The organism is Sphingomonas sp. ASY06-1R, assembly GCF_052180265.1.
In the GTDB taxonomy this organism is placed as follows: domain Bacteria; phylum Pseudomonadota; class Alphaproteobacteria; order Sphingomonadales; family Sphingomonadaceae; genus Sphingomonas_I.
The window spans coordinates 790,446-810,886 of the sequence record NZ_CP197464.1 but is presented as its reverse complement, the minus strand read 5'-3'; the positions used below and the strand labels follow the sequence as shown (position 1 = coordinate 810,886).

The 20,441-nt window shown below is 64.1% G+C and carries 24 protein-coding genes and 1 riboswitch; of the genes, 16 read left to right on the top strand and 8 right to left on the bottom strand.

Going from position 1 to position 20,441, the window contains the following annotated elements; genetic code table 11:
• Positions 1–24: 24 nt before the first annotated feature.
• On the bottom strand, positions 25–465 hold the full coding sequence (locus ACSBM8_RS04115) for a MucR family transcriptional regulator (RefSeq protein WP_442680388.1): 441 nt from the start codon (positions 463–465) through the stop codon (positions 25–27).
• 189 nt (positions 466–654) lie between these two features.
• On the opposite strand from ACSBM8_RS04115, the gene hslV reads away from it, so the two are divergent.
• The 4 genes from hslV to ACSBM8_RS04095 all read left to right on the top strand — a co-directional run bounded on the left by hslV (position 655) and on the right by ACSBM8_RS04095 (position 4,013).
• Complete coding sequence (hslV, locus tag ACSBM8_RS04110; protein WP_442680387.1) at positions 655–1,209, top strand: ATP-dependent protease subunit HslV; 555 nt, start codon at positions 655–657, stop codon at positions 1,207–1,209.
• Positions 1,210–1,316: 107 nt separating this feature from the next.
• Positions 1,317–2,618 carry an ATP-dependent protease ATPase subunit HslU gene (gene hslU / locus ACSBM8_RS04105; protein ID WP_442680386.1) on the top strand — a complete coding sequence of 434 codons (1,302 nt, stop codon included), beginning with the start codon at positions 1,317–1,319 and terminating at the stop codon, positions 2,616–2,618.
• 72 nt (positions 2,619–2,690) lie between these two features.
• Positions 2,691–3,248 carry an isochorismatase family protein gene (locus tag ACSBM8_RS04100; protein WP_442680385.1) on the top strand — a complete coding sequence of 186 codons (558 nt, stop codon included), beginning with the start codon at positions 2,691–2,693 and terminating at the stop codon, positions 3,246–3,248.
• A 129-nt stretch (positions 3,249–3,377) separates the two neighbouring features.
• Positions 3,378–4,013 (top strand): DedA family protein, encoded by a 636-nt coding sequence (locus ACSBM8_RS04095; RefSeq protein ID WP_442681484.1) that lies wholly within the window; start codon positions 3,378–3,380, stop codon positions 4,011–4,013.
• 1 nt (position 4,014) lies between these two features.
• Here the strand turns inward: ACSBM8_RS04095 and ACSBM8_RS04090 are convergent, their stop codons facing one another.
• The gene (locus ACSBM8_RS04090; protein ID WP_442680384.1) at positions 4,015–4,581 is read right to left on the bottom strand and encodes a 2'-5' RNA ligase family protein; all 567 of its coding nucleotides are present in this window, start codon (positions 4,579–4,581) and stop codon (positions 4,015–4,017) included.
• Positions 4,582–4,620: 39 nt separating this feature from the next.
• On the opposite strand from ACSBM8_RS04090, the gene ACSBM8_RS04085 reads away from it, so the two are divergent.
• The 10 genes from ACSBM8_RS04085 to ACSBM8_RS04040 all read left to right on the top strand — a co-directional run bounded on the left by ACSBM8_RS04085 (position 4,621) and on the right by ACSBM8_RS04040 (position 12,777).
• Positions 4,621–4,974 (top strand): hypothetical protein, encoded by a 354-nt coding sequence (locus ACSBM8_RS04085; RefSeq protein WP_442680383.1) that lies wholly within the window; start codon positions 4,621–4,623, stop codon positions 4,972–4,974.
• Positions 4,932–5,306, top strand: coding sequence for an endonuclease III domain-containing protein (locus ACSBM8_RS04080; protein WP_442680382.1), 375 nt, complete (start codon positions 4,932–4,934; stop codon positions 5,304–5,306). The genes ACSBM8_RS04085 and ACSBM8_RS04080 overlap by 43 nt, the downstream gene beginning before the upstream one ends.
• 49 nt (positions 5,307–5,355) lie before the next feature.
• The gene (ung, locus tag ACSBM8_RS04075) at positions 5,356–6,054 is read left to right on the top strand and encodes a uracil-DNA glycosylase (RefSeq protein ID WP_442680381.1); all 699 of its coding nucleotides are present in this window, start codon (positions 5,356–5,358) and stop codon (positions 6,052–6,054) included.
• A 68-nt stretch (positions 6,055–6,122) separates the two neighbouring features.
• Positions 6,123–7,034, top strand: a complete 912-nt coding sequence (hemC, locus tag ACSBM8_RS04070; protein WP_442680380.1) for a hydroxymethylbilane synthase — start codon at positions 6,123–6,125, stop codon at positions 7,032–7,034.
• Entirely contained in the window at positions 7,031–7,708 is a 678-nt protein-coding gene (locus tag ACSBM8_RS04065; protein ID WP_442680379.1) for a uroporphyrinogen-III synthase, read from the top strand. The genes hemC and ACSBM8_RS04065 overlap by 4 nt, the downstream gene beginning before the upstream one ends.
• Positions 7,708–8,553 (top strand): COG4223 family protein, encoded by an 846-nt coding sequence (locus ACSBM8_RS04060; protein ID WP_442680378.1) that lies wholly within the window; start codon positions 7,708–7,710, stop codon positions 8,551–8,553. The genes ACSBM8_RS04065 and ACSBM8_RS04060 overlap by 1 nt, the downstream gene beginning before the upstream one ends.
• Before the next feature lie 80 nt (positions 8,554–8,633).
• A riboswitch (TPP riboswitch) is annotated at positions 8,634–8,746 on the top strand.
• Positions 8,747–8,788: 42 nt separating this feature from the next.
• Positions 8,789–10,693 (top strand): phosphomethylpyrimidine synthase ThiC, encoded by a 1,905-nt coding sequence (gene thiC, locus ACSBM8_RS04055; protein WP_442680377.1) that lies wholly within the window; start codon positions 8,789–8,791, stop codon positions 10,691–10,693.
• A gap of 244 nt (positions 10,694–10,937) precedes the next feature.
• Positions 10,938–11,165: a hypothetical protein gene (locus tag ACSBM8_RS04050; protein ID WP_442680376.1), complete on the top strand. Its 228-nt coding sequence runs from the start codon at positions 10,938–10,940 to the stop codon at positions 11,163–11,165.
• Between the two features lie 156 nt (positions 11,166–11,321).
• Positions 11,322–11,540, top strand: a complete 219-nt coding sequence (locus ACSBM8_RS04045) for a hypothetical protein (RefSeq protein WP_442680375.1) — start codon at positions 11,322–11,324, stop codon at positions 11,538–11,540.
• Positions 11,541–12,345: 805 nt separating this feature from the next.
• Positions 12,346–12,777 carry a hypothetical protein gene (locus ACSBM8_RS04040; protein ID WP_442680374.1) on the top strand — a complete coding sequence of 144 codons (432 nt, stop codon included), beginning with the start codon at positions 12,346–12,348 and terminating at the stop codon, positions 12,775–12,777.
• A gap of 62 nt (positions 12,778–12,839) precedes the next feature.
• On the opposite strand, the gene ACSBM8_RS04035 is transcribed toward ACSBM8_RS04040, so the two are convergent.
• Positions 12,840–13,661: a DUF2306 domain-containing protein gene (locus ACSBM8_RS04035; protein ID WP_442680373.1), complete on the bottom strand. Its 822-nt coding sequence runs from the start codon at positions 13,659–13,661 to the stop codon at positions 12,840–12,842.
• 211 nt (positions 13,662–13,872) lie between these two features.
• On the opposite strand from ACSBM8_RS04035, the gene ACSBM8_RS04030 reads away from it, so the two are divergent.
• On the top strand, positions 13,873–14,850 hold the full coding sequence (locus ACSBM8_RS04030; RefSeq protein WP_442680372.1) for a hypothetical protein: 978 nt from the start codon (positions 13,873–13,875) through the stop codon (positions 14,848–14,850).
• Between the two features lie 367 nt (positions 14,851–15,217).
• Here the strand turns inward: ACSBM8_RS04030 and ACSBM8_RS04025 are convergent, their stop codons facing one another.
• From ACSBM8_RS04025 to ACSBM8_RS04010, 4 genes are all read right to left on the bottom strand, one after another.
• Complete coding sequence (locus ACSBM8_RS04025; protein WP_442680371.1) at positions 15,218–15,484, bottom strand: Txe/YoeB family addiction module toxin; 267 nt, start codon at positions 15,482–15,484, stop codon at positions 15,218–15,220.
• The gene (locus ACSBM8_RS04020; RefSeq protein ID WP_442680370.1) at positions 15,481–15,729 is read right to left on the bottom strand and encodes a type II toxin-antitoxin system Phd/YefM family antitoxin; all 249 of its coding nucleotides are present in this window, start codon (positions 15,727–15,729) and stop codon (positions 15,481–15,483) included. The genes ACSBM8_RS04025 and ACSBM8_RS04020 overlap by 4 nt, the downstream gene beginning before the upstream one ends.
• A 49-nt stretch (positions 15,730–15,778) precedes the next feature.
• Positions 15,779–16,087, bottom strand: a complete 309-nt coding sequence (locus tag ACSBM8_RS04015) for a zinc ribbon domain-containing protein YjdM (RefSeq protein WP_442680369.1) — start codon at positions 16,085–16,087, stop codon at positions 15,779–15,781.
• Between the two features lie 307 nt (positions 16,088–16,394).
• Positions 16,395–16,982, bottom strand: coding sequence for a YdeI/OmpD-associated family protein (locus tag ACSBM8_RS04010; protein WP_442680368.1), 588 nt, complete (start codon positions 16,980–16,982; stop codon positions 16,395–16,397).
• A gap of 243 nt (positions 16,983–17,225) precedes the next feature.
• On the opposite strand from ACSBM8_RS04010, the gene ACSBM8_RS04005 reads away from it, so the two are divergent.
• Positions 17,226–20,216 carry a TonB-dependent receptor plug domain-containing protein gene (locus tag ACSBM8_RS04005; protein WP_442681483.1) on the top strand — a complete coding sequence of 997 codons (2,991 nt, stop codon included), beginning with the start codon at positions 17,226–17,228 and terminating at the stop codon, positions 20,214–20,216.
• Between the two features lie 80 nt (positions 20,217–20,296).
• On the opposite strand, the gene ACSBM8_RS04000 is transcribed toward ACSBM8_RS04005, so the two are convergent.
• Positions 20,297–20,419 carry a hypothetical protein gene (locus tag ACSBM8_RS04000; protein ID WP_442680367.1) on the bottom strand — a complete coding sequence of 41 codons (123 nt, stop codon included), beginning with the start codon at positions 20,417–20,419 and terminating at the stop codon, positions 20,297–20,299.
• Between the last annotated feature and the right edge of the window lie 22 nt (positions 20,420–20,441).

Below are 20,441 nucleotides of genomic sequence, written 5' to 3'. Positions count from 1 at the left end.
TTTTCAGCTGCCCTGAGCTAAGTCTTACACAGTCACTTTAGGCTTGCGGCCAGGCTTCGCGCCACCGGTACGCGGCTTGCGACCAAGACCGATCTTGTGGGCCAATGCACGGCGCTGTTCGGCATAGTTGGACGCGACCATCGGATAATCACGCGCCAGACCAAAGGCTTCGCGGTAGCTCTCCGGCGTGTAACCATGCTGCGAGATATGACGGCGCAGCATCTTGTACTGCTTGCCGTCGATCATGCTGATCAGATAATCCGGCTTGATCGAAGCACGGGCCGAAACCGCACCCTTGGGCTTTTCTGCCTGCGGCTCCGCCACATTGGTACCGACCTGCTGAAGCGCGCTATAGACACTCTGGATGAGGCTACCCACTTCGGCGGTGGGAACGCTATTGTTGCTCACATGCGCAGCAACAATGTCTGCCGTAAGGGTAATCAATTCCTGATTGTCAGTCGCCACGTCAATACTCCTTGGGAAACAGGGCATATAGGTGCCGACTCCGCGTTGCGCCACCTTTGCGGGGGGGCGCCTACGAATTCTATTATGAATGCATGATTGCTAATGTGGCCGATACGGACACGTTCTGTGCCGCGTTGCACAAGCCTTTTGGCTTTCCCATATCCCGCCCACCAATTGACGGGATGGGTAATGACGCAAGATAAAATAGGCTGGCATGGGACAACGATCCTGTCGGTCCGCAAAAACGGTAAGGTCGTGGTGGCCGGCGATGGTCAGGTCAGCCTCGGCAACACAGTGATCAAGCCGAACGCACGCAAGGTGCGCCGCCTGGGCGATGGTGAAGTGATCGGCGGTTTTGCCGGCGCCACCGCCGATGCATTCACTTTGTTCGAACGGCTCGAACGCAAGCTGGAACAACATCGCGGCCAATTGCTGCGCGCCGCGGTCGAGCTGGCCAAGGATTGGCGGACCGACAAATATCTCCGCAACCTGGAGGCGATGATGATTGTCGCCGACAAGGACGTGACCCTGATCCTGACCGGCAATGGCGACGTGCTGGAGCCGGAGGCGGGCATCGCGGCGATTGGATCGGGCGGCAATTATGCGCTCGCCGCCGCCCGCGCGCTGCTCGACTATGAAGCCGATGCCGAGGCGATCGCGCGCAAGGCGATGCAGATCGCGAGCGAAGTCTGCGTCTTCACCAACGGCAATCTGACCATCGAGACGATGGACAGCGCCACCTGAACCACGACGTCGCCCCGGCGGAGGCCAGGGCCGCAGGCGGCTGAACCGCCGCCGCCACGTCACATCTCCCGCGATCCCGGCCTCCGCCAGGATGACGAAAGACTGAAATGAACGACGCACTCACCCCCAAAGCCATTGTTGCTGCCCTGGACGAACATATTATCGGCCAGGATGAGGCGAAGCGCGCGGTTGCGGTTGCGATGCGCAATCGCTGGCGCCGTCAGAAGCTCGCACCGGATCTGCGCGACGAGGTCAGCCCCAAGAATATCCTCATGATCGGGCCCACCGGCTGCGGCAAGACGGAGATCAGCCGCCGTCTCGCCAAGCTTGCTGACGCCCCCTTCGTAAAGGTCGAGGCGACCAAGTTCACTGAGGTCGGCTATGTCGGCCGCGACGTCGAACAGATCGCCCGCGACCTGGTCGAGGAAGCGATCCGGCTTGAGAAGGAACGCCGCCGCACCGCCGTCAAGGACAAGGCTGAGGAAGCCGCCATGGCACGTCTCATCGATGCCCTCGTCGGCAAGGACGCGTCCGAAGCCACGCGCGCCACCTTCCGGGAGCGCTTCCACGATGGCCATCTCGATGACAAGGAAGTCGAGATCGAGGTCGAGGATACGGGCGGCGGCTTGCCGATCGACATCCCCGGCACGGGCGGCCAGGCCAGCATGATCAACCTGTCCGAAATCATGGGCAAGCTGAGTGGCCCGCGCATGAAGAAGCGCAAGCTGCCGGTGCGCGCGGCCTGGACCAAATTGGTCGAGGAAGAAGCCGACCGGCGGCTCGATCAGGAGGAGGTCAACCGCACCGCTTTGGCCGACGCCGAAGCCAATGGCATCGTCTTCCTCGACGAGATCGACAAGATCGCCGTGTCCGACGTGCGCGGTGGCTCGGTCAGCCGCGAAGGCGTGCAGCGCGATCTGCTGCCGCTGATCGAGGGCACGACCGTCGCCACCAAATATGGTCCGATGAAGACTGACCATATCCTGTTCATCGCCTCCGGCGCCTTCCATGTCGCCAAGCCGAGCGATCTTCTGCCTGAATTGCAGGGTCGTCTGCCGATCCGGGTCGAGTTGAAGCCGCTGACGGAACAGGATTTCGTCCGCATCCTCTCCGACACGCGCGCCAGCCTGACGACGCAATATAGTGCCCTGCTTGGCACCGAGCAGGTCGATCTGGCCTTCACCGAGGACGGTATTGCGGCGATTGCCCGCACCGCCGCACAGGTGAATGAGAGCGTCGAGAATATCGGCGCACGTCGCCTCCAGACGATGATGGAAAAGCTGCTGGAAGACATCAGCTTCCACGCCGAGGAACGCGGCGGCACGACCCTGATCGTCGATGCGGCCTATGTCGATGCACAGCTCGCCGCGGTCGCGCGGAACACGGACCTCAGCAAATACGTCCTGTAGGTCCCGGAGCCCGCTCGCGATGACGGACGTCATCGCGAGCGTCGCTTCCCCTGAACGACAAAGGACCGCCCGATGCCCGTGACGACGCTGGATCCCAACACCGCGCTGATCCTGATCGATCTCCAGAAGGGGATCGTCGCGCTCGACACCAAGCCGTATCAATCCGCCGATATTGTGGCGAAGTCGGCGAAACTCGCACAGGCGTTTCGCGAGCGGAAATTGCCGGTCGTGCTGGTTCACGTGACCGGGGGCGCGCCGGGTCGTAACGAACAGCCGCCGCAGGATGCGCCGCCGTCTGACTGGGCCGATCTCGTGCCCGAACTGGACCGCCAGCCCTCCGACCATATCGTCACGAAACAGACGTGGGGCGCGTTCGTGAATACCGATCTCGAACACTATCTGAAGGCGCACGGCATAACCCAGGTCGTCATCGCCGGCATCGCCACCGCGATCGGCGTCGAATCGACCGCGCGCCAGGCCTTCGAAGCCGGCTTCAATGTGGCCCTGCCGATCGACGCGATGACCGATCTCTCGGCGGAAACGCACGAAAATAGCGTGACGCGCGTCTTTCCGCGCCTTGGCGAAACCGGAACCACGGACGACATCATCGCCTTGCTTCCGCAGCGCTGATCGCGTGGGCATGGTGACGCGGCCCTGATCGGGGCCAATGGCCCCATTACGGCGGCGGTTGTTGCTGCACCTGCGAAGTAATCGCCTCGACAATGTCGCGCGATCCCGGCACAGCCGGCATCCATGTCGATCGTCGAACGCATTCTCGCCCCCGTCGCCGCATGGATCATCGCCGTCATTTCGGCGAGCGGCTATCTCGGTATCGTCCTGCTGATGGCGATCGAGAGCGCCTGCATCCCGCTCCCGTCCGAGATCATCATGCCCTTTTCGGGCTATCTCGTCTCGACCGGCCGGTTCGACCTGTATCTGGTCGCGACCGCGGGCGCGATCGGCTGCAACCTCGGCTCGATCGTCGGCTATGAGGTCGGCAAGCATGGCGGCCGCGCGTTCGTGGCGCGCTGGGGCAAATATGTCCTGCTCAACATGGACCATCTCGCCCATGCCGAGCATTTCTTCGCGCGTTGGGGCAGCATCACCGTTCTGGTCTGCCGCCTGCTGCCCTTCGTACGCTCCTTCATCGCCTTCCCGGCCGGCGTTGCGCGGATGCCGCTGCTCCGCTTTCACCTCTACACCTTCATCGGTTCCTGGCCCTGGTGCTTCGGCCTGGCCTGGGTCGGCATGAAGCTAGGGGTCGCATGGCGCACCGATCCGCGCCTCAGCCACGCCCTTCATTATGCTGATGCGGCAGTTGTGGCGGTGATCGCCGGCGGGGTGATCTGGTTCATTGGACGCGAAATCAAGAAGCGCCGGGCCCGCCAGCTCTGATCTAGGGCCGCAACGGCCAGCGTCCGATCTCGACATGTTTAGTCTTTCCGACCGGACTGTCGATCAGCACAAACTCCTCGACCGTCCAGATGACCGGATCGATCTCGGTCTCGAACGTTAGGTCGTTGCCGTAGAGCAAGGTGATATGCGGGCGGAACTGGCCCGCCAGCCTGAACGGCAGCCCGCTCCGCATCAGCGTGAATCCCAACCTTTCCCGAAACATGCGCAGTCGATCGAGCGGCGCGCTCGGCACCAGCAGCATCGATGTCGCACCGGCCACGAGGCGGTCGAACATCACCGGGAACGGCGCGCACCGGATCGATGCCGCCACTTCCGCCGCTTCTTCGCCGAGCCCCGGGGGCACGACATCCCGCTGCACCAGATTCGATGTGCTGATGTGCAGGCGATCGGGGCGCAAGGGTTTGCCGCCCACCGGCAGCGAGGCGGTCGCCTTCGCGACGCGCGCCCGAACATCCTGGGGCGGCCGGACGGCAAAGAACAGGTTGTGCACCGCAGACTCGGGCGCGGATGCGCATTGGTTCGACATGAGCAGGGTCCACCGAATCACTCTTGATATGTTCTCTTTATGTTCCGATATTGGCGGACGATGCAACAGCGATTCGCCTTCGCGTCTGCCGATCTGGAGCGCTGGCACAGCGCGCTTGCTCCCATGCTGCTCCGGGTCGAATTTCCGCCGGCGCGGTCGCCGATCGGCGCGCTGGTCAAATCGCTGATCAGCAGCCGCACGCTCGATGCCGTCTCGCTCGCGGCCTATCATCGCCTGTGCCGTCTTTATCCCACGCCGATGCGATTGGCGCGCGCCGCACCCGCGGCCATCCGACATGTCATTGCGGAAGTGACCTTTGCCGATGCCAAGGCGGAATATCTGGCAAAGGCCATGCAACGGATCGAACGGGATTGCCCCACCTTCATCTCGACTTCCTCGGCGAAGTCCCGCTGAAAGACGCGCTCGCCTGGCTGGAACAACTGCCCGGCGTCGCGCGCAAGGTCTCCGCCGCCACGCTCAACGGCAGCACGCTGCGGCGCCCGGTCTTCATCGTCGATACCCATGTCCAGCGCGTGCTGCAGCGCCTGGGGTTCGTCGGCGCCCATGCCGATATTCAGGCGGTCAGCGAACAGGTCACGGCGGGCGCGCCCGATTGGAGCGGCGACGATTTCCTGGCCTTCCACGTCGCCACCAAACGGCTCGGCCAGCGCGTCTGCCGGCCCGAGGCGCCCGATTGTGCCCATTGCCCGCTCGCCTTCGATTGTCCCTCGGCCGGACATATCTAGCCGATTGACCCCGCCTGCCCGCTCGGACATCCGGGGCGGGGAGGAATCGATGGGCGAGATCAAGCTGCATCCGAGCTGGCGCGAACCCTTACAGGAGCAGTTCGATGCGCCTTATATGCAGGCGCTGCGTAGCTTCCTGGTGGCGGAAAAGCAGGCGGGCAAGCGCATCTTCCCGCCGTCCGGCGACTGGTTCCGCGCGCTCGATCTGACGCCCTTGGACGACGTCCGGGTCGTGATCCTCGGCCAGGATCCCTATCATGGCGAGGGCCAGGCGCATGGCCTGTGCTTCTCCGTTCGGCCCGGCGTGCGCACGCCCCCCAGCCTGGTCAACATCTACAAGGAGATGGAACGCGATCTCGGCATTCCCCGCGCCGGCCATGGCTTCCTCGAACATTGGGCCAAACAGGGCGTACTGCTGCTGAACGCGGTGCTGACCGTGCAGATGAGCATGGCCGCCTCGCATCAGGGGCGCGGCTGGGAACGTTTCACCGATGCCATCATCCGCCTGATCAACGCCCGCGCAGAGCCGGTCGTATTCATGCTGTGGGGCAGCTACGCCCAAAAGAAAGCGGCCTTCGTCGACAATATCGACAAAGGGGGCCGCCACCTCGTCCTCAAGGCCGCCCACCCCTCGCCGCTGTCGGCGCATAACGGCTTCTTCGGTTCCGGCCACTTCTCGAAGGCCAACGCGTTCCTGGAACAGCATGGCCGCCCCCCGATCGACTGGCGCCTGCCCGACCTCGCTTAACCCCGTCGCGCAAAAAAGGTGGCTGCTCCGACATTGGCTTTCCGCGGCGCGCGGGTAAGGATGCGCGCATGGCCTGCTTGCTTCGTCTCGGCACCCGTGGATCGCCGCTTGCCTTGTGGCAGGCCCGCATGGTGGCGGCCGCCCTTCGCGACGCCCATGGCTGGGATGACGATGCGGTCGAGATCGTGCCGATCCGGACGACCGGCGACAAGGTCCAGGATCGCGCTTTGGCCGAGATTGGCGGCAAGGCGCTGTGGACCAAGGAGCTCGATCGCGCGCTGCTCCATCGTGACATCGATCTTGCCGTCCATTCGATGAAGGATGTCGAAACGATCCGCCCGGCGGAGATCGTCATCGCGGCCATGCCGCCCCGCGCCGACACGCGCGACAAATTGATCGGCCATGACAGCCTCGCCGCTCTGCCACCCGGCGCCCGCGTCGGCACGTCCTCCCCGCGGCGGGCGGCGCAGGTCCGCCGCGCCCGCCCCGATGCCCAGATCCTGCTGTTCCGCGGTAATATCGACACCCGCCTGCGCAAGCTGGCGGAGGGAGAAGCCGATGCGACCTTGCTCGCCGCCGCCGGTCTCGATCGGCTCGGGCGCGGCGAGATCGGGGTCGCGCTAGACGATCTCCTGCCCGCCCCCGCGCAGGGCGCGGTCGGGATCGAGGCGCGCGCCGGCGACGATGCGATCCTGGCGCTGCTGCACGCCATCGATCACGCCCCCACCAGCCAATGCGTCCTGGCCGAGCGCGCCTTCCTCGCCGCGCTTGGGGCGGATTGCCGCTCGCCGGTAGCGGCGCTCGCCGGGATCGTGGAGGACAAGATCCTGCTGCGCGCGGAAATCCTGACCGAAGACGGCAGCGCCTCCGAGGCGGCCGAAGCCCGCTTCGCACGCGACGATGCCTCCGGACCTGCCGATCTCGCGCGTCACCTGCTGGATCGCGCCCCACCGTCGCTGCGGGGCCTGTTCGCGGTATGAGGCCGGTGCTGGTGCTGCGGCCGGAGCCGGGCGCCGGCACGACGCTGGCCCGCGCAACCGATTTGGGGCTGGCCGCGATCGCCGCGCCGATCTTCGCGGTCGCGCCGGTGCCGTGGGATGCCCCCGATCCGGCGCGGCATGACGCGCTGATGATCACCAGCGCCAACGCGATCCGCCATGGCGGCCCCGCGCTCCAGGCCTATCGCCATCTGCCGGTCTATGCGGTGGGTCGCGAAACCGCGGCCGTGGCCCGGACAGCCGGCTTTGCGGACGTGCGCACCGGCGCCGGCGATGTCGTCGCGCTCGTCCGCCAGATGGCGCAGGATCATGTGGTACGGCCGCTGCATCTGTCCGGCGCACAGATCCGCGAACCCGCCGACCTGCCCTTCCCCGTCGTCCGGCGCATCGTCTACGCCGCCGATCCCGTTGCCCTTTTACCCGAAGCCGCGCGCGCCGCGCTCGATGATCAGGCGGTCGCCCTGATCCATTCTCCGCGGGCGTCGCAGGTCTTTGCGCGCCTGCTCGCCGCAGCCGGCATTTCTCCAGAAAGCGTCCGCATCGCCGCGATCAGCCAGTCCGCTGCCACCGGCACGTGGGCCGACGTCGCGATCGCCGAAACGCCGGAGGATGCGGCGCTGTTGGCGGCGGCCCTCACTCTGTGCGAGAAGGGGTGATGGGCCAACCGGAACTTTACGGCACGACCAGGCGGCGCCTGCCATATACGTTGCTGGCGATCGCGCTGATCGCTTTCCTGCTCGGCATCGCCGCGGCGGCCTATGCCGTCCATCGCTGGGATCGCATCGCCGGGCTGATCCGCCCCACCCCCAAGCCGGTCGTCATCACCCGGGCGGTGCCCGTCCGCGTCGCCCAGCCCGCACCGCCGCCCAGCGAGGCCGCGCTCAGCGAACGCCTGGCCGCGATCGAATCGCGCGTCGACGCGCTGAATGCGCGTTCGGTCCAGGCATCCGGCGATGTCGATCGCGCCGAAGGGCTGCTCGTCGCCTTTGCCGCCCGCCGCGCCGTCGATCGCGGCCAGCCGCTCGGCTATATCGAAGGCCTGTTGCGCGATTGCTTCGGCGGCACCGACGCCGCCTCGGTCGTCCAGATCATCGCCGCCTCGCAAAGCCCGGTCACCCTCGGGGAATTGCGCGACGGGCTGGCGAAGCTGCGCCCGACGCTTGTCACTGCGGGCGCGAATCAACGCTGGTGGCAGGGCCTCCGGCGCGAGATGGCGAGCCTCTTCGTCCTGCGCCGCGCGGACCAACCCTCCACCATTCCGGCCGATCGGCTCGACCGTGCGCAGCAGGCGCTGGACGAAGGCCAGGTGGATGTCGCGGCGGCGGAGATCGCCCGCATGCCCGGCGCCGCCCGCGCCAATGACTGGCTGGCGCAGGCGCGCCGCTATCTCCTCGCGCACAATGCGCTGGATCGGATCGAGAGCGCGGCCTTGCTCAAGCCCAAACCCAAGATCCCGGTCATTCCCGTGCCGGTAGCGGCGATCCCCGCACCGACCGAATGATCCCGCCCCGTCGCTCGTCCTGACGCATCGGCCCGTGGACGCATTGCCGCTTCCCGGCGCGGGGAGATACGGCTACACCCTCCGCATCCCCGGGGGGTCGCAGATGTCGTGCGGCTGAGAGGCGAGGCGTTCCTCGCGACCCGTCGAACCTGATCCGGCTGATACCGGCGTAGGGAGGGAGGTCGGCCCGCTTCACATCCCGGGCCCGCTCTCCGTCCCAATTGGAGACGAGACCATGGCCGACTTTGACCCCAAGATTGATCTGGCGCCTCAGGGCGGCCCCCGCCCCACCGGCGAACTCACCGTGACCACCGGCCCCATCCGCGGCTCGCGCAAGGTCCATGTCGGCGCGCTCGGCGTGAAGATGCGCGAGATCGTGCTGGAGCCGTCGGCGAACGAGGAACCGCTGCGCGTCTACGACACGTCCGGGCCCTATACCGATCCCAATGTGCGGATCGACATCATGGCCGGCCTGACCGAGCTGCGCCGCGACTGGATCCGCGACCGCGGCGATGTCGAGGAAGTCTCCCAGCGCGAGGTGAAGCCGGAGGATAACGGCCAGCTCGGGCCCGATCGCTCCGGCGGCGTCCAGCCCTTCCCCAACGTCCGCCGCCGCGTGCTGCGCGCCAAGCCCGGCATGAACGTCAGCCAGATGCATTATGCCCGCAAGGGCATCATCACGCCCGAAATGGAATATGTCGCCATCCGCGAAAATGCGGGCCGCGAAGCGTTGCTGGAAGGCTTCGTCCGCGACGGCGAGGATTTCGGCGCCTCCATCCCCGATTTCGTGACGCCCGAATTCGTCCGCGATGAGGTCGCCCGCGGCCGCGCCATCATCCCCAACAATATCAACCACCCCGAGAGCGAGCCGATGGCGATCGGGCGCAATTTCCTCGTCAAGATCAACGCCAATATCGGCAATTCGGCCGTTGCCTCCAACGTCGCCCAGGAAGTCGACAAGATGGTCTGGTCGATCCGCTGGGGCGCGGACACGGTCATGGATCTCTCCACCGGCCGCAACATCCACGACACGCGCGAATGGATCGTCCGCAACTCGCCCGTCCCGATCGGCACCGTGCCGATCTACCAGGCGCTGGAGAAGGTCGGCGGCGTCGCCGAGGATCTGACCTGGGAGATCTTCCGCGATACGCTGATCGAGCAGGCCGAGCAGGGCGTCGACTATTTCACGATCCACGCCGGCGTGCGCCTGCCCTATATCCCGATGACCGCCAAGCGCGTCACCGGCATCGTCAGCCGCGGCGGCTCGATCATGGCCAAATGGTGCCTGTCGCATCACCGCGAGAGCTTCCTCTACGAGCGGTTCGACGAAATCACCGAGATCATGAAGGCCTATGACATCGCCTACAGCCTCGGCGATGGCCTGCGCCCCGGCTCGATCGCGGATGCCAATGACGAAGCCCAGTTCGCCGAACTCTATACGCTCGGCGAACTCACCAAGCGCGCCTGGGCGCAGGACGTCCAGGTGATGATCGAAGGCCCCGGCCATGTGCCGATGCACAAGATCAAGCAGAATATGGAAAAGCAGCTCGAAGCCTGCGGCGAGGCCCCCTTCTATACCTTGGGGCCGCTCACCACCGACATCGCGCCGGGCTATGATCATATCACTAGCGGCATCGGTGCGGCGATGATCGGTTGGTACGGCACCGCGATGCTTTGCTACGTCACGCCCAAGGAGCATCTCGGCCTGCCCGACCGCGACGACGTCAAGGTCGGCGTCGTCACTTACAAGCTCGCCGCCCACGCCGCCGATCTCGCCAAGGGTCACCCCGCCGCGAAACTGCGGGACGACGCGCTGTCACGCGCCCGCTTCGAATTCCGCTGGCGCGACCAGTTCAACCTCTCCCTCGATCCCGACACGGCCGAGAAATATCACGACCAGACGCTCCCCGCTGAAGGCGCCAAGACCGCGCATTTCTGCTCGATGTGCGGCCCCAAATTCTGCTCGATGAAGATCACCGCCGAAGTGCGTGAGTTCGCCGCCAAACAAAACGCGCCCGCCGACACCTTCATCGCCGCCAACGTCGAGGAAGCCGAGGCCGGCATGCAAAAGATGAGCGACCTCTACAACGAGACCGGGCGTGAGCTCTACATCGGCGCCGGCGACCGCGAACACGATTGAGCTAGGCCCAAGCGTCACCCCGGGACCTCATCCGGGGTGACGCACGCCCCCTCCCCCCACCCGTCACCCCGGACTTGATCCGGGGTCCCGCTTTCTTCATCCCCAAACAGGAAGAACACGGCCCCCGGACAAGCCCGTCCTGAGCCCTGTCGAAGGGTCCGGCATGACGTCTTCGCCTCACGTACATGACAGCATGAGTAGCGCTCCGTTGACACCGTCCGTTACTCATCGGCACCATGAGACTATGGTTCGCGAGAAATGGTTCGAAAAAGTCCTTTGGAGCTACATGCCGTGTCACCGCAAAGGTTGGGCGGTCATGTTCGCAATCATCGCGCCCATGATTTGCGCAACCATGTGGGCAACACAGGCACTCGACGCGCTTGGTCGCGAAGATATCGATTGGCTGCCCTTCCCGTTTTTCTTCGTCCCTGCCTGGCTTGCGCTCATGGCCATCACGAGGCGTCACAGCTGACGGCGCGCACATGGATCGTTCCAGCTTAAGACAGACCTGCTGGCAGGCGTGATACGGATTGGCGTCCCGGCGCGTTCCCTTTGTCAAAACTCCATACCGAGCGCTAAACTCCCCCAACCGCCTACCCCTTGCCCACCCGCAGCGGAGTAACAAAGTATGCCCCGCATCACCGATACCCTGACCGAACCGCAAACCGCCCGCGCCCGCATGAGCGCCGGCCGCTTCGAAGCCGAGGCCAGCCTCACCATGACCCCCGCCGGCCTGCTCGCCATTGGCGGGTTGGTCGCCGCGATCCTGCTGTCGATACCGCCAATCGTCCGCGCGGCACGTGGGCGACGGGCCGTGCTGCAACACGTGCCGGTGGTTCCCGACTAAGATCGACGACGGTTCGGCAGAATATGTGAACGATGTCGGAAGCCTCTGATGCGTTCACGCGGCATTCTAGCCAAGGACTAATCAGTCCTGACACATTCCCGAAATTCGCAATATGCGTGCGCTCCAGCCAGTTCGTCTTTATGAAAGGCGATACGAACACTTCGAATGGCGGAGTAAGCTGCAGGATCATCCCGACGCTTGTAGTTGTCGCTCATCCAGTAATCATCGACTGTCTCGGCCGCTCTCTCCAGCTCTGATGGGCATTTATACCCCCAAAGCCTGAGCTCATCGTCGGAAGGCCTACGGTTAGCCTTCTTGGCTTTGCGTACGAAATTATTGGTACAATCGTAGTAGCGCCCGAGGGCGAGGAATGACGCCTTTTCAGACGCGCTCATGCCAGCAAGCAACCTCGCTTCTCGGTTTTCGCACGCTGTTAAGACCAAGAGCAGGCCACCCAGTGCGAATGGCAAAAGTTTCATCAACCGGGGTTGCACGGAAGGCGATGTGGCCAGCACCGCCACTCCTGCCCAGCGCCAAAGTTATCTGCTTCAAACCTCTCGAGGTTCATAGGTTTGTACCGCGTTGGAAACATCCTTGGATGGTGCCGTCGATCAATGAGGTTCGCGGCTGCATAGGAGCAACATGCTCGCGACTGGCCATGTGCGCAACTGGTTGGGACGCACCAAATAAGGCGCCTCCGACGGCCTAATCCACGCGGCCAAAATCTCTCATAAAATCCCGGCAAAGCTTTATTGTAAATTCTACATATATCGATATAAAAATCGCAACGCGTGGAGGAATCGTGATGATCGAGCTGCCTCCGACCGCGAAAGACGAGCGCACAGGCGTGCACCATATGTGGAAGATCGGGACAGCGGGCGTCATCGCGGTCGTCACCGTGACTACGCTCGTCATTCTGTCGAAGCCACCAGCCCCAAGCGGGGTGGAGAATGGCAGTTTCGGGAATGATTGCTGCGGAAGCCTGACCTTGCGCGATGGCGCAATGATCCTCAACGATAAGCCAACCACCCGCTACACGGTGGGGCGGGACGCAAAAGGCCCTTATATCCTCCCGCGCAGCTACGTCGGCGGTTTGGACGGTGTCGGGTTTGAGATCGATGGCTCGCGGCCGACAGCCAAGCTACGGCTGGATCGCCTCCCCCATCCCACGACCTTGCTGGTCCAGGGGGGCCGCACGACCTACATGTTCAAAAGACAGCCAGGGATCGCTTCTTGAGCGATGGCTGTGCAACGTCGTCGATGCCGCCGACGCAATCGGCATGGGCGGCCGACGCAATCTCACGCCCTTCCCATGATCCCCGGCAGCCAATAGCCCACCGCAAAATACCACGTGCCTGCGAGCACGATCAGTGTCGCCGCCACGAGCACGATCGCCCCGGCAACCCGTCCCACCGGCCCCGCCCCATGCCGCGATCGAAGGAAGATTTCCGCCAGGATCAGATTGGGCACGTAGAAGAAGAACGCCATCACCTGATCGAACCCGCCGCTGAAATTATGCGCGTGGCCCAGCTTGCCCGTCAGCGGCAGCCAGAAGCCATATTCCATCCGGTACAGCCACGATCCGATCACCAGCGCGAACAGGCGGATGCCCCATGCGCGATGCTGGTCGAACCGCCCCGCGCGCGCATGGCGATAAGTCTGCAACGCCGCGACGACCATCAGCAGGCTGTACAGGCCAAAGCCGATATTCATCACCGCCCCGCCGACCGTCCCGCGCAGCAGGATGAAGATCAGCCCGCCCGCGCCGGCCAACGCCGCCGCACCAACATAGACCCGCCCCATCCATCGATGCGCCGCCCGAAAGCGATCGCGAAAAGGTCGCACCAGCTGGATCGGCCCCAACAGCAACAGGATCGCGCCGACCGCGAAATGCACGCCGATGCCGATCGTCGCCCCGGGGTGGCCGGCTTCGTATAGAGCGGGCAGCGTGCGGTTCCATCGGCCCAAGGCCTGCGCGGGCATGGCGCCCAGATAGAAAGCCACGATATAGGCGCCGAACAGCGCACCGCTCAGCCAGCTCGCCGCGACCAGGCCGATGCCCGCCGCGCGCAGCGCCGTCGCACTCACACCGCGCTGTCCGCCATCTGTGCCGACGTCCAAGCGCCTCTCCTTCTCGAAATCGGCATCCAGCGACCGAACGGGCAGCCGCTTACTCCGCATTGGGGGATGCCAGAAGCGGAGCCGGGCACTTGCCGCAAGGGTCTAACCTTTTTTTTACAAACCCTGCCGCACCTGGCCGCCGACCCGAAGCCCCGCTTGACGCGCCGCCTCCCCTCCTCGATGCGGTGGGCTTGCCAGCAGGGAGGCACAGATGGGCGATCCGGACGACGCAGCAACCCCGCACCAGGCGGCCCCGGCACCACGCCGTGGCCACCCCGCGATTGCCACGGCCCTCATCGCCCTGGTCCTTTTGGCGGCGGCGGTCGGCAGCGGCGGCGCCGCGACCCGCATCGCCGGGTTGGCCGAGCGGCTTGGCTATATCGCCGGGGGCGTCGCCTTCGCCGCGATCCTGTGGGGGATCGCCTATGCCATCACGATCAAGCATGCCTCCAGGCCGTGGAAAATCGGATCGTTCATTTTGCTCGCCTTGCTGGGAACGCTCGGGCCGCTCGCCCGGCTCGGCGCTGGCGACCAGTCGGCCATGGCCGACGTCGATACGAGCGCGAACCAGCTCGCCGCGGTGATGCAGCAGGGGGATGAAGCCCAGCCCATCCGCGTCGGCCAGAATGCCGGCCCGTTCGCGCGCATGAGCGCAAGCACCGCCAACATGATGCTCGCCAACAGCCGGGCCTTCACGGCCGAAGCGACGGCATCCGGCGTCCCCGCCGTCATTGCGCTGCAGGGCCTGGATTTGGACTCGCCGGTGCTCGATCATTGCGATCGTATCGCCGCTCTGGCCGATCGCGCGGCCAAGATCGGCGCCAGCTTCCCGCAATATGTGCTCCGCGCCCGCGCCGAGGGCAGCGCCGCCGTTGCCAAGGGCGAGCTGAGCCAACGCGGGGTCGAGGGCTTCGTGCGCGGATTGGAAGGCGCGCGGCCCCGCTTTGAGCGCCAGTGGGTGTTACTCGGCCAGAGCGCCACCGATGGCGCGGCCGTATGCCGCGTGCTGGCGCGTCGGCATTGGAAAAAGGGCCCGTCCGGCGACATCCTCTTCACCGATCAGGGCGATGTCCGCGAGGCCAATCTCCTCCTCGACCGCATCCGCACGGCCGACGCGGAATTGACCGCCATTCAGGCGGACAATGCCAAGGCCGCGCAGAAGGATCTGGAAAAGCTGCGCGCGCACTGAAGCATCTCGGGCGGAGCGCCTCCCACGACGCCCCCACCTGTCTTGACGAAATCCGCCCGTGGAAACGCGGCGGGTGGCAGCGCAGCGCCGGCGGCTGCGGACCGATGACCTTACACACATCTGTTCCTGCCGTGGTGCGACCGCGTAGGCCTGCAAGGCCGTATCGAGGAGGGTCTCGAAATAATGGTGGGGATATTTCCCGATACGCGCTCTCGACAAGCTTGATCGCACCTTGAGACGAACGGCTTCTACCAATGTCATCCCGCTCTAATGCTTATGGCAGCCGAAACCGACGAAGCTTCGAACGGAACAGGTTTATTGCCTTTCGCACCGGCGCTGAACGCCGCTCAATCGGCCAACGCCGACCTCAATAGTGATAGCGGCACTGCGCGATCTCCAGTGCCTGCGCCTCACCCTTACCGCTGACGCGATAGACCAGCCGATGCTCGCGATCGACGCGACGCGACCACCAGCCCCCTAAATTGCCTCCGAGCGGCTCGGGCTTGCCGGTGCCGCGAAAGGGATCGCGCATGCATTCCTTTATCAGGCCGTTAAGGCGCTCCAGCGCCTTTGCATCCTCGGCTTGCCACGTCAGATATTGATTCCAAGCGCGTTCCGAAAAGACGAGGTTCACGGCTCGATCAGTTCATGTTCCTCGCCTTTGCCTGCATCCAGATCAGCAATGCTGTCCAGCAGAGCGCGCGCATTTGCAGGCGACCGTAGCAGATAGAGCGTCTCTTCGATCGAATCCCATTCGCTCTGCGAAACCATGACGACCCCCTCCGCTTTCTGGCGGGTGATCGCGAGCGGCGCCTTGTCGGCCACCACGCGATCCATCGCGCTCTTGAGATTGGCCCGGGCATCGGAAAAGCTCATCATGTGCATAAGTGCTATGTACTATAATCTGTACAGGTCCGCAAGAAGCGCCTTACCTTTTCTTCACAAACTCCGCCCGCAGCACCAGGCCCTTGATCCCGTCATAACGGCAGTCGATTTCCTGCGCATCGCCGGTCAGCCGGATCGACTTGATCAGCGTGCCGCGCTTCAGCGTCTGGCCTGCGCCCTTGACGGTCAGGTCCTTGATCAACGTCACCTGATCGCCGTCGGCCAGGATATTGCCGACCGCGTCGCGCACGATCACCGTGTCATCCTCGTCCGCAGCTACGGCGCCATTGCCGGTCGGCACCCACTCGCCGCTCGCCTCGTCATAGACATAGTCTTCGTCGTCGGTTGCCATCTACTGTCCTTCGCTGAACGCGGTTAGCCGCCAAAACCTTGACAATTGTACGCATATAACGTACAATTGTCATATTGCATGGCCATGTGCGGCTTTCGGCTCTTTCTCAAGTTTGACAATCTCTCGGCGGCTTTTGTCCATTCAAAAGCGCTGTGAACCTGCCCCTGCCTGCACGCGCCAAGCCGCCTGTCAGGCAGCCATAGGCGCCGGATCATTAAGTTCGTTTCTGGTGTTTTTTTGATTCCGCCTCCGCAAACGGTCACCTTTCGCGTGCCCCGCGGGCAACGTTTGCCGGTTCGCCGCAAGGTCAGCGCAACGTCTCGCGGCGCGCCAACATCGCTACGAATTGCGCGATCTTGCGCGCCCGCGTCTCCGGCTTCTTCACCGCACCGATCCGATGCAGGACGGCATAGCGGTTGGCGCCGGTCAGCGTCGCGAAGAAGGCAGCCGCCGCAGGCTCCGCATCCAGCGCCACCTGCAGGTCCGCCGGCACGTCCGCCGTACTAGCGGGCGCATAGGCGGCATCCCAGCGCCCGTCCGCCTGCGCCGCCGCCACCTCCTTCAGACCGGCGGGCCGCATCCGCCCCTCCGCGATGAGCGCCAGCGCGCGGGCGCGGTTCTTCTCGGACCATTTGCTGCCCCGCTTGCGGGGCGTGAAGCGGATCAGCCAGCAGGCCGCATCATAGGGCTGCAGCTGCCCGTCGATCCAACCGTGACACAAAGCGGCATCGATCGCCTCCGCCTTCGACAGGCTGACGATCCCCGATCGCTGCTTGGCGAGCTTTAGCCATAGCCCGGGCGATCCGGCTGCCTGTGCCGCAATCCACGCATCGAACGCGGCGGCCTCTGAAAATCCCAGGATCGGCAGACCGCCGCGCATTTCGCCTGTGCGCATCACATCCCTATGAAGCAAAAAAGGCGCGCACTTGTGCCCCTTGAGCGCGGGGCGCACCCGCCACCTGATACGCTTTCGCCACGTCTATAGGGTAAACGCCCTGTGGCCGGGATGCATCACATGTGGTGCTTTGCAACATCGCTATACTTTACCCCTGTAAACCTGCCGTTAAGGTTCGCGACATCCGCCGGAGGGGGGCTCCGGTGTCAATCGCGCTAACGCGCATGTGGGGGCTTATTGATGATGAAACTTACTGGCCGGCTCTGTGCCGGCTCTGCACTGTCGGCTATCTTCGTGGCACTGGCATCGCCTGCTACGGCGCAATCGACGACGGACACGCCCGCTGCGACCGAGACGTCCGCTACGCCGGAATCGGAAGAAGTCGTCGTCACCGGCTCGCTGTTCCGCCGCACCAATACCGAGACGCCGTCGCCTGTTTCCGTGCTGACCGCGGACAGCCTCGCTAAGGCCGGCATCACGACCGCGGCCGAAGCCATCCGTACGGTCTCCGCCGACAGTGGCGGATCGATCGGCGTCGGCTTCCAGAGCGGCTTCTCCGCCGGTGGCGTTGCCGTGTCGCTGCGCGGTTTGGGCGTTTCCTCGACCTTGGTGCTGGTTGACGGCCTGCGCTCGACGAACTTCCCGATCAACGACGACGGCCATAATGCCTATGTCGATCTCAACTCCATCCCCTTCAGCCTGATCGATCGCGTCGAAGTGCTCAAGGACGGCGCCTCGGCGACCTATGGCGCGGACGCCATCGGCGGCGTGGTCAACCTGATCCTCAAGAAGCAATTCGTCGGCGTTGCCGGTACGGTCGAAGGCGGCGTCAGCAGCCATGGCGATGCCGGGCGCCAGCGCGCCAACCTGACGGTGGGCTATGGCGACTATGCCGAAAAAGGCTTCAACATCTATCTGAACGGCGAATTCCAGCAGGATGGCCGCGTCAGCAACCATAGCCGCGGTTTCCCCTACAACAACCGCGATCTGACCTCGATCGGCGGTAACGACCAGAATGGCGCCGATGCCGCTCTCACCACCGCAACTCCGAATGCGGTCGTCGTGCGCACGACCCAGTCCGATCTCAACAACCCGCTCAGCGGCGGCACGGCGTTGTTCAACCAGAATTACACCTCGCTCAACCTCGCCGATTGCGCACGCGGCACCTACACGCAGACCGGCACCGGCCCCAACGGCGTCGGCTGCAAGCACAACATCGAAGACGAATATTTCCAGCTGGCACCGCTGCAGCGCAAATATTCGATCAACGGCCGGCTCAGCGTCCGCCTGTCGGATAATATCGAAGGCTATATCACCGGCAGCTATTCCAACAGCTATGTCAGCATCCTCAACGCGCCTCGCGCGCTGCGTAACACACAGCCTTATGGTGGTGCTCCGAGCTTGGCGTCCAGCAACCCCGGCATTGTCCTGCCGGTCTATATCTGCTCGGCCGGCGTGAATTGCGCCACGGCTGCCAACCGTCAGCTCAACCCCAATAACCCCTATGCGGCGGCCTTCGCCAACGATCCGCGCAACGGCGCGGCGCGCATCTATTATCTGTTCGGCGACATCAAAGCCGGCAGCGACCGCACCAACGAAGTCTATCGTTTCGCCAGCGGCCTGCACGGTACGTTCGGCAGCGATTGGACCTGGAAGGTCGATGGCGTCTACGCCCGCGACAATCTCAAGATCGTCCAGCACGGCTATCTGAATATCGCCAACACGCTCAATGCGATCAACACCGGCGCCTATAATTTCGTCAATCCGGGGCGGAATACGCAGGAGGTGCGCGACTTCATCTCGCCCGACAAGACCACGCCGTCGCATTCCCAGATGTATTCGCTGGATGCGGCGATCACCAAGCAGCTGTTCGAACTTCCGGGCGGCCCGCTGATGCTGGCGATCGGCGGCCAGGTGCGGCGTGAATCGCTGGTCAACAACAACCAGAACGAGGCGCTCGATACCTATAGCCTCACCACCTCGTCGGCGTTCGGCAAGCACACCGTCTCGGCGGGCTATTTCGAAATCCAGGCGCCCATCCTCAACATCCTCGAGGTCAATGGTTCGGGGCGCTACGATCATTATTCGGAAGGCTTCGGCCGCTTCTCGCCGAAGATCGGCGTGAAGTTCACCCCGATCCGTCAGGTCGCATTGCGCGGTACCTACTCGCAGGGCTTCCGTGCACCCACCTTCGCCGAATCCGGCCCACGGTCGCAATATGCAGGGTTCGTCACGACGACGCCCCCCGGCAATTTCTGCGCCCAGCATGGCGGCTCGGCCACGGCGACCAACACCTGCGTCAACGGCGGCAATCCGTACAATCTGGCCTATTCGGTCGGCCGCGGCTTCGTCGGCAATCCCAACCTGAAGCCGGAAACGTCGCGCAGCTTCACGGGCGGCGTGATCTTCGAGCCGACGTCCTGGTTTAGCGCCACGGTCGATTATTATAACGTTAAGAAGAAGAACCTGATCGCCAACGGCCCGCTCGCGGGCGATGCGATCGTCGCTTATTACAAGCAGTCGAACCTGGCGGCAGCGACCGCCGCGGTGGCGGCGATCGGGCCGGGCTATTCGGTCAACACGATCGACGGCGTCGATCCGCAATTCCCGAATGCGCTGCCGCGACTGCTGATCATCAACGCGCCGTTCGTGAACGTGAACTATGACAAGACGTCAGGTCTCGATTTCTCGGCAACGGCGCGCGTCCCACTGGGTGATGGCCTTCGCTTCACCAGCCGGGTCGAGGCGACCTACATCATTCAATATGATCGCCACACCGCGCAGGGCGTGCAGAAATATGCGGGCACGATGGGCCCCTATGATTTGTCGTCCGGCAACGGCACGCCCGATTGGCGCGGCAACTGGCAGAACACGATCGAAGCGGGCAAATTCTCGCTGACCGCGACGGCTTATTATGTCGGCAAGATCAAGGCGGTCGCGACCGACCAGGGCAATCTGAGCCGGTCGTGTGATGCAAGCCTCTACAAGTCGACACAGGCTGGCGTGCCGGCGGATCGCTTTTGCTACGTCAAGCGCTTCATCAACGTCGATCTGAATGCGACCCTCGCGGTGAACGACAATTTCTCGTTCTTCGGCAATGTCGGCAACGTCTTCGGTGCGCGTGCGCCGATCGCACCGGCCTCCTACGCCAGCTCGCCCAACTATCTGACCACCTGGCATTATGCCGGTCTGATCGGGCGGACCTTCCGGGCAGGCGCCAACTTCAAGTTCTAATAAACACTTCCAGAACGCGGAAGGGCGGCTCCAGCGATGGAGCCGCCCTTTCTATATCCCGGGTGCAACGTGGCGCCGGGTCAATCCCTGAGGTTCACCAGGCCGACCGGCCCCTTGGCCGAGGGATTGGAGGCATTGGTCTTGGCCTTCTCCGCCTTGGGCTTGCGCACTTCCTTGTTCGATTTCTTCTGGCTCTTGGCCATGATCATTTCCTTGCCGCGGCGA

Excerpts from the sequence above, each read along its gene's own strand:
- ACSBM8_RS04005 (WP_442681483.1), top strand. The coding sequence starts at position 17,226 with ATGAAACTTACTGGCCGGCTCTGTGCCGGCTCTGCACTGTCGGCTATC.
- hslU (WP_442680386.1), top strand. The coding sequence starts at position 1,317 with ATGAACGACGCACTCACCCCCAAAGCCATTGTTGCTGCCCTGGACGAA.
- thiC (WP_442680377.1), top strand. The coding sequence starts at position 8,789 with ATGGCCGACTTTGACCCCAAGATTGATCTGGCGCCTCAGGGCGGCCCC.
- ung (WP_442680381.1), top strand. The coding sequence starts at position 5,356 with ATGGGCGAGATCAAGCTGCATCCGAGCTGGCGCGAACCCTTACAGGAG.
- hemC (WP_442680380.1), top strand. The coding sequence starts at position 6,123 with ATGGCCTGCTTGCTTCGTCTCGGCACCCGTGGATCGCCGCTTGCCTTG.
- ACSBM8_RS04085 (WP_442680383.1), top strand. The coding sequence starts at position 4,621 with ATGCAACAGCGATTCGCCTTCGCGTCTGCCGATCTGGAGCGCTGGCAC.
- ACSBM8_RS04045 (WP_442680375.1), top strand. The coding sequence starts at position 11,322 with ATGCCCCGCATCACCGATACCCTGACCGAACCGCAAACCGCCCGCGCC.
- ACSBM8_RS04050 (WP_442680376.1), top strand. The coding sequence starts at position 10,938 with ATGGTTCGCGAGAAATGGTTCGAAAAAGTCCTTTGGAGCTACATGCCG.
- ACSBM8_RS04040 (WP_442680374.1), top strand. The coding sequence starts at position 12,346 with ATGATCGAGCTGCCTCCGACCGCGAAAGACGAGCGCACAGGCGTGCAC.
- ACSBM8_RS04020 (WP_442680370.1), bottom strand. The coding sequence starts at position 15,729 with ATGATGAGCTTTTCCGATGCCCGGGCCAATCTCAAGAGCGCGATGGAT.
- ACSBM8_RS04065 (WP_442680379.1), top strand. The coding sequence starts at position 7,031 with ATGAGGCCGGTGCTGGTGCTGCGGCCGGAGCCGGGCGCCGGCACGACG.
- ACSBM8_RS04100 (WP_442680385.1), top strand. The coding sequence starts at position 2,691 with ATGCCCGTGACGACGCTGGATCCCAACACCGCGCTGATCCTGATCGAT.
- ACSBM8_RS04015 (WP_442680369.1), bottom strand. The coding sequence starts at position 16,087 with ATGGCAACCGACGACGAAGACTATGTCTATGACGAGGCGAGCGGCGAG.
- ACSBM8_RS04010 (WP_442680368.1), bottom strand. The coding sequence starts at position 16,982 with ATGCGCACAGGCGAAATGCGCGGCGGTCTGCCGATCCTGGGATTTTCA.
- ACSBM8_RS04060 (WP_442680378.1), top strand. The coding sequence starts at position 7,708 with ATGGGCCAACCGGAACTTTACGGCACGACCAGGCGGCGCCTGCCATAT.
- hslV (WP_442680387.1), top strand. The coding sequence starts at position 655 with ATGACGCAAGATAAAATAGGCTGGCATGGGACAACGATCCTGTCGGTC.
- ACSBM8_RS04030 (WP_442680372.1), top strand. The coding sequence starts at position 13,873 with ATGGGCGATCCGGACGACGCAGCAACCCCGCACCAGGCGGCCCCGGCA.
- ACSBM8_RS04000 (WP_442680367.1), bottom strand. The coding sequence starts at position 20,419 with ATGGCCAAGAGCCAGAAGAAATCGAACAAGGAAGTGCGCAAGCCCAAG.